Raw genomic sequence first — 13,846 nt, 5'->3', positions numbered from 1 at the left:
TGGAGGATCCGCCCCGGGCCCGCGGTCTTCGGGGTGCGTCAGCTGCTGCGGCGTACGCCGGGCGACACCGTGAAGCGGGCCACCGCCCAGAAGAAGCCGAGCGTCACCAGGGCCAGGACGGCGACCAGTGTCGCACCGCCCACCACCTTCTCGTAGTTGCGCTGGTAGAGGCCGTCGACGATGTACCGGCCGAGGCCGCCGAGCGAGACGTACGCGGCGATGGTGGCGGTCGAGACGATCTGGATGGCCGCCGAGCGCAGTCCGCTGAGGATCAGCGGGAGCGCGACCGGGAGTTCGACGTTGAACAGGATCCGTGACTCGGCCATGCCCATGCCGCGTGCCGCGTCCACCGGGGACGGGTCGACGGAGCGCACCGCCTCGTAGGTGGTGACCAGGATCGGCGGGATGGCGAGGACGACCAGCGGGATCATCACCGGCGTCAGTCCGAGCCCGAGGAGCACGAACATCAGCACCAGCAGGCCGAAGCTGGGCAGGGCGCGCCCCGCGGTGGCGACGAAGGCGACGGTGTTGCCGCCGCGTCCGGTGTGTCCGGTGAGCAGGCCGACGGGCAGGCCGATGGCGGCGGCGATGGCCAGCGCGATCAGCGAGTACTGGATGTGCTCGCGCATCCGGGTGGGGATGCCGTCGTAGCCGTGCCAGTGGGCGCTGTCGCTGAAGAAGGCGTTGATGAAGTGGAGGACGTTCATCGGACGGCGTCCTCCAGTGCTGCGGCTGCCGGTTCGGGCCGGGACTCGGGCTCGGGTTCGTCGACGGGACGGGGCTTGCGGTTGCCGCGCGGCATCCAGGGCGTGACCAGGATGCGTACGAGGACCAGGAAGGCGTCCGCGAGGATGGCGAGGACGGCCGTGCCGATCACGGACAGCCAGACCAGGCGCGGCTGGTGGTAGATCATGCCGTCGTTGAGCAGGTTGCCGAGCCCGCCCTGGTTGCCGATCAGCATGCCGACGCTGACCAGGGAGATGCTGGAGACCGTCGCCACCCGCAGCCCCGCGATGATCGCGGGCGCGGCGATGGGCAACTGCACCTGGAAGTAGCGGCGCCAGGGACCGAGTCCCATCGCGGTGGCGGCGTCGAGCGTCTCCTGCGGCACGGACCGCACACCGTCCACGATCGCCGGGACGAACACCACCAGGCTGTAGACGCCGAGCGGGATCATCACGGTCAGCTCGGTCTGGCCGGTGTAGTCGATGAGGACGACGAAGAAGGCCAGCGACGGGATCGCGTACAGGATCGTCGTCACCCACAGCACCGGCGGGTAGAGCCAGCGCAGCATCACGCACAGCTGGGAGATCGGCAGCGCCACCAGCAGCCCGGCCACGACCGGGATCAGGGCGAGGCGCAGATGCAGGCCGACCAGACCCCAGTAGGTGTTCTGCAGGTCGCTGGGTATGTCGAAGATGCCGCCGTTCATCCCGCGACCTTCGCGTCGGTGCGTCCGTCGGTCCGTCCGTCCGGGTCGCCCTCGGCGTGCGCGGCACGGATCGCCTCGCCGATGGTCTGCTGCGAGACGACGCCGGTGACCCGGCCGTCGGCGCTCACCGCCACGGCCCAGCCGGTGGGCGAGAGCACGGCGCCGTCGAGCGCGGCGCGCAGCGACTCCTTGCCGTGCTCGAAGGGCCGCCCGTACGGCAGCAGCCGCTCGGGGTCGACGGCGCCCGCGGTCAGCCGTGCCGGTTCGCTCCAGCCGAGCGGCTTGCCCTCCACGTCCGTGACGAGCAGATACGGTACGTCGCCTGCGCTGCGCTCGCTGATCTGTTCGGCGGTGGAGTCGACGGCCACGATCGGGGTGGTGAGCAGGCCGAGGTCCGCGGTGGAGAAGAAGGAGAGCCGCCGGATGCCGCGGTCCGCGCCGAGGAAGTCCTCGACGAAGTCGTCCGCGGGGTTGGACAGCAGCTCGGCGGGCGGCGCGAACTGGGCGAGGTGGCCGCCGGTGCGCATCACGGCGACATTGGTGCCGATCTTCACCGCCTCGTCGATGTCGTGCGTGACGAAGACGATGGTCTTGCCCAACTCCTCCTGGATGCGCAGCAGTTCGTCCTGCAGTCCCTTGCGCACCACCGGGTCGACGGCCGAGAACGGCTCGTCCATCAGCAGGACCGGGGGATCCGCGGCGAGCGCCCGCGCGACTCCGACGCGCTGCTGCTGTCCGCCGGAGAGCTGGTACGGGTACCGCTTGGCGAGCGCGCCGTCGAGCCCGACCCGGTCCATCAGCTCCCGGGCCCGCGCCCGTGCCTTGTCCTTGCTCCAGCCGAGCAGCCGGGGCACGGTCGCGATGTTGTCGACGATCGTGCGGTGCTGGAAGAGCCCCGCGTTCTGGATGACGTAGCCCATGGAGCGGCGCAGTGTGTTCACCGGCTGCTGGGCGAGGTCCTTGCCGTCGAGCAGGATCCTGCCCTCGGTCGGCTCGATCATCCGGTTGATCATCCGCAGGGTCGTCGTCTTGCCACAGCCCGAGGGGCCGACGAAGACGGTGATGGACCGGTCGGGTATCTCCAGCGAGAGGTTGTCCACCGCGACCGTGCCGTCGGGGTACCGCTTGGTGACTGAATCTATCCGTATCAAAACGCCGAATACCCTTCGGGTCTGGCAGAGGCCGTCCGCACGGTGGCCTCGGTCAAGCGGGCCGTTGGGGGGAGAGTCTAGACCGACTGTGTTGCAGTAATTCTGCGGGCGTCTGGCGAAATTGCGCCCGGTCCGGGGGTGCGCGCGAACCGGGTGCGCACGGTTTCGGCCCGCCCACCGCGCTGAAACCGCCGTGAAGCCGTACTGAATCCGGCCCCCGGCACGCTCTGCGGCATGAACCCGACGCACCCGGCATCAGCCGCCATCGACGTCACCGGCCTGAGCAAGGCCTACGGCGACAAGGTCGTCCTCGACGGCATCGACCTCACCGTCCCTCGGGGCTCGGTCTTCTCGCTGCTCGGCCCGAACGGCGCCGGCAAGACCACCACCGTGCAGATCCTCTCCACCCTGATCCGCGCCGACGGCGGCGCCGCCCGGGTCGCCGGGCACGACCTGGCCGCCGACCCGCACTCCGTGCGCGCCGCGATCGGTGTCACCGGCCAGTTCTCGGCCGTCGACAACCTGATCACCGGCGAGGAGAACATGGCGCTGATGGCGGACCTGCACCATCTGGACCGCCACGAGGGCAGGCGGATCATCGCCGAACTCCTGGACCGCTTCGACCTGGTGGACGCCGCGAGGAAGCCCGCCGCCACCTACTCCGGCGGCATGCGGCGGCGCCTCGACATCGCGATGACCCTGATCGGCTCCCCCGATGTGATCTTCCTCGACGAGCCGACGACCGGCCTCGACCCGAGCGCACGGCACGCGGTGTGGCAGATCGTCCGCGACCTGGTCGCCGGCGGGGTCACCGTCTTCCTCACCACCCAGTACCTGGAGGAGGCGGACCAGCTCGCCGACCGCATCGCGGTCCTCAGCGGCGGCCGGATCGTCGCCGAGGGCACGGCCGAGGAGCTGAAGCGGCTGGTCCCCGGCGGCCACGTCCGCCTCCGGTTCCTCGATCCGGCCCAGCTCGGCCGTGCCGCCGAGGTGCTGGGCACGGGAGTGCGCGACGACGAGGCGCTCACCCTCCAGGTGCCGGGCGACGGCAGCGTGCACACCCTGCGGGCGCTGCTCGACGCGCTCGACAACGCCTCGGTCGAGGTGGACTCCCTGACCGTCCACACCCCCGACCTCGACGACGTCTTCTTCGCGGTCACCGACCGCCCCGGCCACGAGAAGGTGCAGACCCGATGAGTACGAACGTCCACGTCCTCCACGCCCGCGACTCGCTCACCATGCTGCGGCGCAACCTGCTGCACGCCCGCCGCTACCCCTCGATGACGCTCCAGGTCGCCCTCATCCCCGTCTTCCTTCTGCTGTTGTTCGTGTACGTCTTCGGGGACGCACTCGGCACGGGCATCGGCCAGGGCGGCGGCCGCACCGCCTACCTCGCCTATCTCGTGCCCGGCATCCTGCTGATGACCGCGGGCACCGGATCGGTGCCCACCGCGGTCGCCGTGTGCACGGACATGGCGGAGGGCATCGTGGCCCGGTTCCGTACGATGGCGATCTCCCGGCCGTCGATCCTGGTCGGCCATGTCGTCGGATCGGTCATCCAGACGGTGATCAACCTGGTCCTGGTGACCGCGGTCGCCCTCGCGATCGGCTTCCGCCCCGACGCGGGTTACGGGGAGTGGCTGGCCGCGGGCGGGCTGCTCGTCCTGTTCGTGCTCGGGCTGACCTGGCTCTCGGTCGCCCTGGGGCTGATCAGCAAGACGCCCGAGGGCGCGAGCAACGCCCCGCTGCCGGTCGCGTTCCTGCTGCCCTTCGTCAGCAGCACGTTCGTGCCGGTCGACTCGATGCCGTCGTGGATCCGCTGGTTCGCCGAGTACCAGCCGTTCACGACCGTCATCGAGACCGTGCGCGGACTGCTGACGGGCACGCAGATCGGCCACAACGGCTGGATGGCCGTGGCGTGGAGCCTCGGGATCACGGTCCTCGGGTTCGTGTGGTCGCTCCGCCTGTTCGACCGCGACACCCGCTGAACCGCTGGTCAGGCCGTGACCGCGCCGAGCGCCGCTTGCCGCAGTCCCTCCCCGTCCAGGGCGGCGTACGAGGCCACCGCGTCCTCGTAGGCCGCCCCGCCGGCGTCGACGGCCTCCTCGCGGGCGCGCGCCGAGGACATGGTCGGCTGGAAGTTGCGCAGCGCGCGGAACCGTTCGGCGAGCGCGACCAGACGGGCCCCGCGCCCGCCCTCGCCTTCGGCCAGGGCGGCCGCCCCGAGGGCGAGCAGCAGCGTGCCGCACACCGGGAACTCGGCCGTGGACGAGGGCGACCGGGACCCGCGGTGGGTGAGCAGGGCGGTGAGGCGGCCGAGGAGCGCGGCGGCGAGCGGGGCCACGAGGTCGGTACGGCCGTGCCGGGCGTGGGCGGTCAGGGCGACCGACTGGAGCTCCAGCACCCAGCCCTCCAGGTGGAGTTCGTCGCCGGCGAGCGGCGGGGTGCGGCCCTGCTCCAGCCGTTGCAGGGCCCGGCGCCACAGCCCGAGCCCGGTCTCGACGTCGCCGCGCGCGAGGGCCATCTCGGCGCGGGCGCCCAGGTCGGGGGTGAAGATGTCGGGACCCGCGCCCTCCGGCTGGTGCTTCAGGGCCTCCTCCAGCCAGTGCTCGGCCGCGTCCAGGTCACCGGTCTGCAGATGGGCGAGCATCATGCCCCACCGGATGCCGATCGCGTCGTGCCAGGCGCCAAGGCTCTCCAGGGTGTCCAGCGCCGCCCGCAGATGCACCACCGCCTCGGCGCCGCGCTCGCTGCGCAGACAGAGTTCGGCGAGCCGGGAGGCGGGCCAGATCCGCAGCAGCGGGACGTCCCGGTCGCCGAGGGCCTCGACCATGCGGCGGGCGGCGGCGAGGGCGCGGTCGGGCCGGTTCTCGTTCTCCCACACATAGCCGGCGACGCAGTTGGCGACGCCCGCGAGGAGCGGTCTCCCGCTGTCGCACAGGGCGTTCAGGGCGGCGTGGTCCGTCAGTACCCGCGGGAAGGCGCACAGCACGGTCGCCATGGCCCGCACCATCGTGTCGGGCTCGGCGGGCGGCAGCCGGCGCAGGGTGACCAGGCTGCGGGCCGCGCCGGACCCCATGCCCATGAACAGGTTGGTGGCCAGCAGGGTGGCCGCGGTGCGGGCCGGTTCGACGTGTGCGGGGCCGGGCCGGTAGTGCGACAGGGGCCGGGCGCAGTCCTCGCCGAGGGCGATCAGGCGTGGGTAGTTGGCCTCCGTGCTCCACAGTCCGGCGAGCACCGCGGCGACCGCGGCCAGGGAGTCGAGGTCCTCGCGGGCGAGCGCGAGCCGCAACGCGTGGACGAGGTTGTCCTGTTCGGCGCGGATCAGCTGCCAGGAGGCGAGGGGGTCGGGGCCGAAGGGGCCGTCGTGGTGGGCGACGCCGAACTGCCGTGCCCAGTCGAGGAACCGGTCGGTGACGGCGGCGTCCTCCCCGGCCCGCTCGCGGTGGGCCGCGGCGAACTCCCGTACGGTCTCCAGCAGCCGGAAGCGGGTCCCGTACGGCGTGTCGGTCACCCTGAGCAGGGACTGGTCGACGAGGTCCTCCAGGACCTCCAACACGTCGGTCCTGCCGAGGAGTTGTCCCGCGGTCCCGGCGGTGAAGCCGTCCGGGACGACGGACAGGGCACGCAGGGCGGACCGTCCGTCGTCGTCGAGGAGGTTCCAGCTCCAGTCGACGACGGCGTGCAGGGTGCGGTGGCGCTGCGGTGCGTCGCGGGGGCCGCCCCTGAGCAGGGCGAACCGGTCCTCCAGACGGGCGGCGATCTCGGCGACCGACATCACGCGTACGCGCGCGGCGGCGAGTTCGGTGGCCAGTGGCAGTCCGTCGAGGCGCCGGCACAGCGCGGCCACTGCGTCGGCGGGCAGGTCGATCCCGGGGCGGGCGGCGCGGGCACGCTGCTCGAACAGCTCGACGGTGGTGGCGAGATCGAGCTCCGGCAGCGGGTACACCGTCTCGGAGGACAGGCCCAGGGGCGCGCGGCTGGTGGTGAGGACGCGCAGGTCACGGGTGCGCGAGACGAGCGTGCGGACGAGGTCGGCGACTCCCTGGACGACCTGTTCGCAGTTGTCGAGGACGAGCAGGGCGGGCCCGGGACCCAGCGCGCCCAGGATGCCGGTGACGACGTCGCCCCCGGCGCCGGGTCGCAGGCTCTCGCCGACGCCCAGCGCGGAGCCGACCTCGGCCGCGACGTCGGCGTCCCGGCGGACACCGGCGAGTGGCACGAGGTGGACGACGCGCTGCTCGGCGTCGCGTGCGACGGCGCTCGCGAGGCGGGTCTTGCCGAGCCCGCCGGGTCCGACGACCGAGGTGACCCGGGCGCCGTGCAGCAGCCGGGTCACGGCGGCGATGTCGTCGTCCCGGCCGAGCAGCGGGTTGGGTTCGTGCGGGACGCCGCGCCGTACGACGGGGGCCTCGCCGCGCAGGAGTTCCTGGTGCAGCTCCTGGAGGGCGGGTCCGGGGTCGGTGCCGAGTTCGTCGCGCAGGCGGCGCCGGTGGGCGTCGTAGGTGGCAAGGGCGGCGGCCGGGCCTGCGGTGGCCGACTGGCAGCGCATCAGCTCCAGCAGCAGTTCCTCGTCGCGGGGCCGGGCCCGGGCCAGCTCGGCGAGCGGGCCCGCCGCCTCGGCCCGGCGGCCGGTGCGGGCCAGCGCGAGCGCGCGGGAGCGGACCAGCGCGTGATACGTCCCAGCGCGTGCGGCGCGCAGTTCGCCCACGGGGTCGCCGGGCGCGGCCTCCTCCCCGACGGCGGCACCCTCCCACAGGGCGAGCCCCCGCTCGGCCTCGACGAGGGCCCCCGCGTGGTCCCCGTCGCGTGCCTTCCCGTCGGCCGCGGCGGCGTACAGCCGGACGGCACCCGCGTCGACCTGATCCTCACGCAGGCCCAGGCGGTAGCCGGCGGGGGTGCTGACGACGACCTCGGCACCGAGCTGCCGCCGGGCCCGCGAGACGAGAATCTGCAGCGCCTTGACGGGGTTGTCCGGCTGCTCGTCCGCCCACAGCCCGTCGACCAGCCGCCCGGTGCTGCAGCCCGCCCGCAACTCCCCGGCCAGCAACGCGAGCAGCCCCCGCAACCGGGGCGCGGTGATCTCCCGCCCCCGGTGAGCGACGGACGTCAGCAACGTCAGCTCGATGGTCACCGCGTCAGGTTAATCAGCACCGGACGCGACCGGTCACGCGGCGACCGGAAACCCCTCCGTGCGCAGCACCCTCCCCCCGCCATCCACAGCGAACACCTCACACCCCGGCAACGAGGCAGCCCACCCGATCCCCTCCACCCCCATCGCGAACGCAGCCGTGACAACGGCGTCCCCCTCCGTCACGGTCGACGCCTGCGACCGTCACCCCGAGCAGCCGGCCTCCGGGCCTCGGGTGCGGCCGCCGCGAGCGATCACGCCGCGGCCGTACTCCCGCGGACCGCCGGAAAGCCCCCGGTGCGCAGCACCCTCCCCTCGCCATCCACAGCGAACACCTCACACCCCGGCAACGAGGCAGCCCACCCGATCCCCTCGGCACCCATCGCGAAGGCGGCCGTGGCGACCGCGTCCGCCTCCGTCAAGGTGGGCGTCACGACCGTCATGGCGAGAAGTCCCGTCGCCGGGTGGCCCGTGCGGGCGTCGAGGATGTGGTTGCCGCGTTCGTAGCGGGCGGAGGTGGCCACCGCGGCGTCGGTCAACTCCAGTACGGTGCACAGCTTGTCGGCGTGTTCGGGGTGGCGTACGCCGACCCGCCAGGGCCCGCCGGAGACGACCACGTCGCCGCCCGCGTTGAGGACGAACCGCTGTGCCCCGGCAGCCGTCAGCAGGTCCGCGGCCCGCTGCACCGACCACCCCTTGACCACCGCGCACGGGTCGAGCCCGCGCCCCGGCAGCCGTACGTCGAACGCGCCGCCTGTGGCGAGGCGGTAGTGCTCGCACAGGTCCAGCACCTCCACGAGGTCGTCGCTCAGTTGGTGCCGCTCCAGGTCTCCCCGGTCGTAGCGGGACACCTCGCTGTCGGCCCGGAAGGGGCTGAACCGTGCGTCGACCTCGCGCAGCCATGCGAAGACGGCGTCGGCGGCCCGGGCGACGGGCACGTCCTCGTCGTCGACGCGCAGCGAGACGGGAAATCCCATGACGTGCTCGACCCGGCGCACCTCAGGCACCCTTCGCGTCGATCGCCGCCTGCAGGGACTCCTTGTAGGCCTCGCTCGTGATGGTCGCTCCGGACACCGTGTCGATGTCCGCGCTCTGCGCCGTCAGCGTCTCCGCGACCAGCTTCGGCACGGCAGCGGTCGTCTGCGGATGGTTCGGCTGCTGCAGCATCCGCACCGCGGTGATCCTGTCGCCGTCGAAGGTGACCTGGACCTCGACGGGGCCCTTCTCCGTCCTGATCGTCGTCCCCTTGACGACGGTGCCGGAGGCGGAACCGGCGGACGCGGACGGCGTCGGGGCCGCCTCCGGCGTGGAGGTCGCGGCGCCGAGGGAGGGCTCGTAGCGCCACACCGGGACCAGGCCCGCGATGCTCAGGACGACGACGGGTACGGCTCGCTTCATGATCTGTCCCGTCTCTCTCAGCCCGCCAGGCTGAAGCGCTCGAAGTGGATCTGCTGCTTGGGCACACCGAGGTCGGCGAGGGTGCGCAGGACCGCGTTCATCATCGGCGGCGGCCCGCACAGGAAGACGTCCCGCTCGGCGATGTCCGGCACCAGCCGCGCCAGCTCGCGCGGCGCCAGCCGGTCGGGCACGGGCGGGCCGGTGACCAGGTGCACTTCGGCTCCCTTGGCGATCGCCAGCTCCCGCAGCTCGTCGTGGAGGACGGCGTCGCGTTCGGCGGTGACGCGGTGGATGACGACCGTGTGGCCGTCCAGGTCCTCCAGCAGGGCGCGGATCGGCGTGACGCCCACGCCGCCCGCGATCAGCAGGGACTCGCTGCGGGTGCGGTGCAGGGCGGTGAAGGCGCCGTAGGGTCCCTCGGCGAAGACACGGGTGCCGGCCTTCACATGGCGCAGGGCGGCGCTGCCCTCGCCGGCCGCCTTCGCGGTCAGGCGCAGGCTGCGCCCGTCGGGGGCGGCGGACAGGGAGTAGGGGTTGGCCTGCCACCAGCGGTCGGGGGTCAGGAAGCGCCACAGGAAGAACTGCCCGGCTCGCGCGGGCAGCTTGTCGAGGTCGCGGCCGGTGATGTGGATCGAGACGACGTCGTCGGACTCGGGGACGACGGCGGCGACCCGGAACCGGTGGCGCGCGTTGCGCCACAGCGGCAGCACCACCCGCCCGAGGACGACCGCGCCGAGCGCCACGGCCCACACCCCGTACCAGTACGTCCTCGCGGCGGACGACGCGGTGAAGGTCGTCCCGGTCGCGACCTGGTGCGTGAAGGCGAGCACCACGGCGACGTAGGTGTACAGGTGGACGAAGTGCCAGGTCTCGTAGGCGAGCCGGCGGCGCGCGGCGCGGGCCGAGACCGCCGCGACCACGAGGAGGATGCCGAACGCGACGATCGCGCGGAGCACGCCCTCGGTCGTCTCGGCGAGGTCGACGATCTCGGTGACCGGGCCGACGCCCGCGCCGTCGGCGTAGCCGAAGGTGATGAAGGCGGCGTGCGCGAGGAGTGTCCACAGCAGGGCGAAGCCGGTCCAGCGGTGCCAGGAGGTCAGCCGGTCCATGCCGATGCGGCGGTCGAGCCACGGCAGCCGGGCCACCAGTACCAGCTGGAAGGCCATGACGAGGGCGCCGTAGAGGCCGAAGAGGCGGCCGATGACGATCAGCGCGTTGGAGGCGAAGCCCGCCTGGGCGAAGAAGTAGGCGACCACGGCCGTGTTGACGGCCAGCACGGCGTAGAGGCCCGTGCGGGCCACCACCCTGGGGCGTATCGCCGTGGGGGGCGCAGGGCGTGATTGGACGGTCGTCACGGGACGGCAGCTCCTTGATCGGGTCCTGGATCACGAGCTTGACCGGCGGGAGCTGTCGGAAAGCTGTCGGACAACTTACAAGTCCTTATCGATGTCCCTGCCGCGAGCCCCGCGACATGGCCTTGTCAGCCATGTGGCGCACTATGAGCGGGTGGAAAAAGTACGCCTCCTCGTCGTCGACGACGACCCGCCCATCGCCGATCTCGTCGCGACCGTCGCCCGCTACGAGGGCTGGGACGCGGTCACCGCGTACTCCGGTGAGGAGGCGCTGCGGACGGCCGGCGAGTTCCGCCCGGACATCGTGGTGCTCGACCTGATGCTGCCGGACGTGGACGGCTTCGGTGTGCTCGACCGGCTGCGCCGGTCCGGGACGATGGTGCCGGTGGTGTTCCTGACCGCGCGGGACGGGGTGGCCGACCGGGTGGCGGGGCTGACCCGGGGCGGCGACGACTATCTGGTCAAGCCGTTCGCGGTGGAGGAGCTGATGGCGCGGCTGCGCACCGTGCTGCGGCGCAGCGCCGGACCGGCCTTCCAGCGGTCGGTGCTGCGGGTGGCGGATCTGTCGATGGACGAGGACACCCGCGAGGTGCGGCGCGGCGAGAAGCTGCTCACGCTCACGCCCACCGAGTACGAGGTGCTGCGCTTTTTGATGCGCAAGTCGCCCACCGTGATGACGAAGGCGCAGATCCTCGACCATGTGTGGGAGTACGGCTTCGGCGGCCGTTCGAACGTCGTCGAGCTGGTCGTCAGCCGGCTGCGCCGCAAGCTCGACGCCGGCAGCACCGGCGAGCCGCTGATCCAGACCGTGCGGGGCTTCGGCTACGTCGTCCGGCAGGCGAGCGAGTGATCGGCCGGCTGCTCGCGGCGTACCGGCGGCTGCGGCTCGGTACCCGGCTGGCGCTGGGCCTCGGGGCGCTGGCGCTGGTGGTGTTCGCGGTGGTCGGCACGGCCCTGACGACGTACATGCGGGACTATCTGTCGAACCAGCTCGACGACCAGCTCGGGCTCGCCCAGGTCGCCCAGTCCAAGAGCATCGCGCAGAACGGCACGCTCCAGGGCAAGAAGTACTACCACTGGTACTACGCGGTCTACGACGTCTCCGGCGGCAAAGCCGTGCTGCGCAAGCCGGAGGAGCCGGACGACCTGCCCCGCGACATCGCCCCGCTGACCTCGCTGGCCAGGGCGCAGTCCGCCGCGGACACCGAGATGCTGCGCACCGCGCATCTGACGGGCGAGGGCGAGTACCGGCTGCGCGCCTGCGAGGTGAAGCCCGGGGTGGTCCTCGTCAGCGGCGCGCCGACGGACGCCATCGGCGAGACGGTACGGCGGCTCATCACGGTCCAGGTGATCGCGTTCGGGCTGGCGCTGCTGGCGCTGGTGGTGTTCGGCCGGCGGATGCTGCGCCGGGGCCTGAACCCGCTGAGCGACATGGCGCACACCGCCCACGGCATCGCGTCGCACGATCTGACGGAGTCGGCGGCACGGCTGCCTTTGCGCGCCGACAAGCGGGGCGGCGGCCCCGAGGTCGAGGAGCTGCGCACCGCCTTCAACACGATGCTGGAGCACATCGACGACTCGCTCGCCGTCCGCGCGGAGGCCGAGCAGCGGCTGCGCCGCTTCGTCGCGGACGCCTCGCACGAACTGCGCACCCCGCTGATGTCCGTACGGGGGTATGCGGACCTGTTCCAGTACGCCGCCGCCAACGCACCCGAGGAGCGCGACAGGCACCTGGCGCGGCTGCGCGCGGAGGCCGCGCGGATGGGGGTGCTCCTGGACGACCTGCTGCTGCTCGCCCGGCTCGACGCGGCGGAGGTCGACGCGCCGCTCAGGCTGCAGGAGGCGGACCTGGTGGAGCTGGTCGAGGAAGCCGCCGCCGCCTTCCGGGCGAGCCACCCGGATCGCCCGCTGGCCCTCGCCTCCGGTCCGGCCGCGCTGAAGCTGCGCATCGACCCGCACCGCATCCGGCAGGTCCTGGACAACCTGCTCACCAACGCGGCCGTGCACACCCCGGCCGGTACGCGGGTGTCGGTGCGGGTCGCGCAGGAGGACGACAGCGCGGTGGTGCGGGTCGAGGACGCGGGCCCCGGCGTGCCGCCCGCCGACCGTGAGCGCGTCTTCGACCGCTTCTACCGCGTCGACAAGGCCCGCAGCCGCGACCGCGGCGGCAGCGGCCTCGGGCTGTCCGTCGCCTCTGCCCTGGTCGGCGCGCACGGCGGCACGATCGGGCTGAGCGGCGGTCCGGGGGCGACGGTGTTCACGGTGACGCTGCCGCTGCGGTGACGTGACGGGCCTCGGGGAGCAGGGTCTTACGGAGCGGTGACGTGACGGGCGTGGCGGCCCGGCGTGGTCGGTCACGGCCCTAGCGTGGCCGTATGCGTGTACTGGTCACCGGCGGTGCCGGGTTCATCGGGTCCCATGTCGTGACGGCTCTGCGGGAGCGCGGGCACGAGCCCGTCGTGTACGACCTCCGTGCCGACCCCGCGTGCGACGTGCGCAACCCCGCCGCCGTGCGCCGGGCGCTGACCGGGGTGGACGCCGTGTGCCACCAGGCGGCGATGGTCGGTCTGGGCACCGGCTTCGGGGACGCGGCCGATTACGTCTCCCACAACGACCTGGGCACCGCCGTCCTGCTCACCGCGATGGCCGAGGAGGGCGTACGGCGGCTGGTGCTGGCCGGGTCGATGGTGGTCTACGGCGAGGGCCGCTACACCTGCCCCCGGCACGGTGTCGTACGGCCCGGTCCCCGTGCCGTGAGCGACCTGGACGCGGGCCGCTTCGAACCGCCGTGCCCGGTGTGCGGGGCGGACCTCTCCCCCGGCCTGGTCGGCGAGGACGCCCCGGCCGACCCGCGCAACGTCTACGCGACGACCAAGCTGGCGCAGGAACATCTGGCGGCCGCCTGGGCCCGGGCCACGGGCGGCTCGGTGGTGTCGCTGCGCTACCACAACGTGTACGGGCCGGGGATGCCCCGCGACACCCCGTACGCCGGCGTCGCCTCCTTCTTCCGCTCGGCGCTGGCCCGGGGCGAGGCTCCGCGGGTCTTCGAGGACGGCCGGCAGCGGCGGGACTTCGTGCATGTGCGGGACGTGGCCGCGGCCAACGCGACGGCGCTGGAGGCCGGTTCGCGCGAGGGCGCGCTGAGCGTCTACAACACCGGCAGCGGCGAGCCGCACACCGTCGGCGAGATGGCCCGCGCGCTGGCGGCGGCCTACGGCGGCCCCGAGCCGGTCGTCACGGGCGAGTACCGCCTGGGCGACGTACGGCACATCACCGCCGACTCGGCGCTGCTGCGCTCGGAGTTGGGGTGGAAGCCCGAGGTCGGCTTCGACGAGGGAATGCGGGAGTTCGCACGCGCCGGGCTGCGCGGGGCGTAGGTTCC

General features: G+C 72.8%; 12 protein-coding genes. 5 read left to right on the top strand and 7 right to left on the bottom strand.

All coding sequences use genetic code 11. The features are described from left to right. Positions 1–38: 38 nt before the first annotated feature. Genes MQN93_RS01195 through MQN93_RS01185 form a run of 3 tightly spaced genes read right to left on the bottom strand, consistent with a single transcriptional unit; the run spans position 39 to position 2,583 of the window. The gene (locus tag MQN93_RS01195) at positions 39–707 is read right to left on the bottom strand and encodes an ABC transporter permease (protein ID WP_016432011.1); all 669 of its coding nucleotides are present in this window, start codon (positions 705–707) and stop codon (positions 39–41) included. After that, positions 704–1,432: an ABC transporter permease gene (locus tag MQN93_RS01190; protein WP_242707912.1), complete on the bottom strand. Its 729-nt coding sequence runs from the start codon at positions 1,430–1,432 to the stop codon at positions 704–706. The genes MQN93_RS01195 and MQN93_RS01190 overlap by 4 nt, the downstream gene beginning before the upstream one ends. Beyond that, positions 1,429–2,583, bottom strand: coding sequence for an ABC transporter ATP-binding protein (locus tag MQN93_RS01185; protein ID WP_242707911.1), 1,155 nt, complete (start codon positions 2,581–2,583; stop codon positions 1,429–1,431). Before MQN93_RS01185 ends, MQN93_RS01190 begins: the two co-directional genes overlap by 4 nt. 234 nt (positions 2,584–2,817) lie before the next feature. On the opposite strand from MQN93_RS01185, the gene MQN93_RS01180 reads away from it, so the two are divergent. Together MQN93_RS01180 and MQN93_RS01175 are read left to right on the top strand one after the other, a co-directional pair. Further along, the gene (locus tag MQN93_RS01180; protein ID WP_242707910.1) at positions 2,818–3,780 is read left to right on the top strand and encodes an ATP-binding cassette domain-containing protein; all 963 of its coding nucleotides are present in this window, start codon (positions 2,818–2,820) and stop codon (positions 3,778–3,780) included. Further along, positions 3,777–4,571: an ABC transporter permease gene (locus MQN93_RS01175; protein ID WP_242707909.1), complete on the top strand. Its 795-nt coding sequence runs from the start codon at positions 3,777–3,779 to the stop codon at positions 4,569–4,571. Before MQN93_RS01180 ends, MQN93_RS01175 begins: the two co-directional genes overlap by 4 nt. Positions 4,572–4,579: 8 nt before the next feature. On the opposite strand, the gene MQN93_RS01170 is transcribed toward MQN93_RS01175, so the two are convergent. From MQN93_RS01170 to MQN93_RS01155, 4 genes are all read right to left on the bottom strand, one after another. Further along, positions 4,580–7,717, bottom strand: coding sequence for an ATP-binding protein (locus MQN93_RS01170; protein WP_242707908.1), 3,138 nt, complete (start codon positions 7,715–7,717; stop codon positions 4,580–4,582). A 251-nt stretch (positions 7,718–7,968) separates the two neighbouring features. Further along, positions 7,969–8,691 (bottom strand): FAD:protein FMN transferase, encoded by a 723-nt coding sequence (locus MQN93_RS01165; protein ID WP_242707907.1) that lies wholly within the window; start codon positions 8,689–8,691, stop codon positions 7,969–7,971. A 22-nt stretch (positions 8,692–8,713) separates the two neighbouring features. After that, positions 8,714–9,112, bottom strand: coding sequence for an FMN-binding protein (locus MQN93_RS01160; RefSeq protein WP_016432018.1), 399 nt, complete (start codon positions 9,110–9,112; stop codon positions 8,714–8,716). 17 nt (positions 9,113–9,129) lie between these two features. After that, the gene (locus MQN93_RS01155; RefSeq protein ID WP_242707906.1) at positions 9,130–10,467 is read right to left on the bottom strand and encodes a ferredoxin reductase family protein; all 1,338 of its coding nucleotides are present in this window, start codon (positions 10,465–10,467) and stop codon (positions 9,130–9,132) included. Positions 10,468–10,558: 91 nt separating this feature from the next. Here MQN93_RS01155 and MQN93_RS01150 point away from each other — a divergent pair, with 91 nt between their 5' ends. The 3 genes from MQN93_RS01150 (at position 10,559) to MQN93_RS01140 (ending at position 13,841) form a co-directional block, all read left to right on the top strand. Beyond that, complete coding sequence (locus tag MQN93_RS01150; protein WP_016432020.1) at positions 10,559–11,314, top strand: response regulator transcription factor; 756 nt, start codon at positions 10,559–10,561, stop codon at positions 11,312–11,314. Further along, positions 11,311–12,747 (top strand): sensor histidine kinase, encoded by a 1,437-nt coding sequence (locus MQN93_RS01145; RefSeq protein ID WP_242707905.1) that lies wholly within the window; start codon positions 11,311–11,313, stop codon positions 12,745–12,747. Before MQN93_RS01150 ends, MQN93_RS01145 begins: the two co-directional genes overlap by 4 nt. Before the next feature lie 92 nt (positions 12,748–12,839). After that, positions 12,840–13,841 (top strand): NAD-dependent epimerase/dehydratase family protein, encoded by a 1,002-nt coding sequence (locus MQN93_RS01140; protein ID WP_242707904.1) that lies wholly within the window; start codon positions 12,840–12,842, stop codon positions 13,839–13,841. Positions 13,842–13,846: the final 5 nt, after the last annotated feature.

It is taken from the genome of Streptomyces spinosisporus (assembly GCF_022698145.1).
Classification (GTDB): domain Bacteria; phylum Actinomycetota; class Actinomycetes; order Streptomycetales; family Streptomycetaceae; genus Streptomyces; species Streptomyces spinosisporus.
The sequence above is the reverse complement of the archived record's forward strand: the minus strand, read 5'-3'. Positions and strand labels throughout refer to the sequence as shown.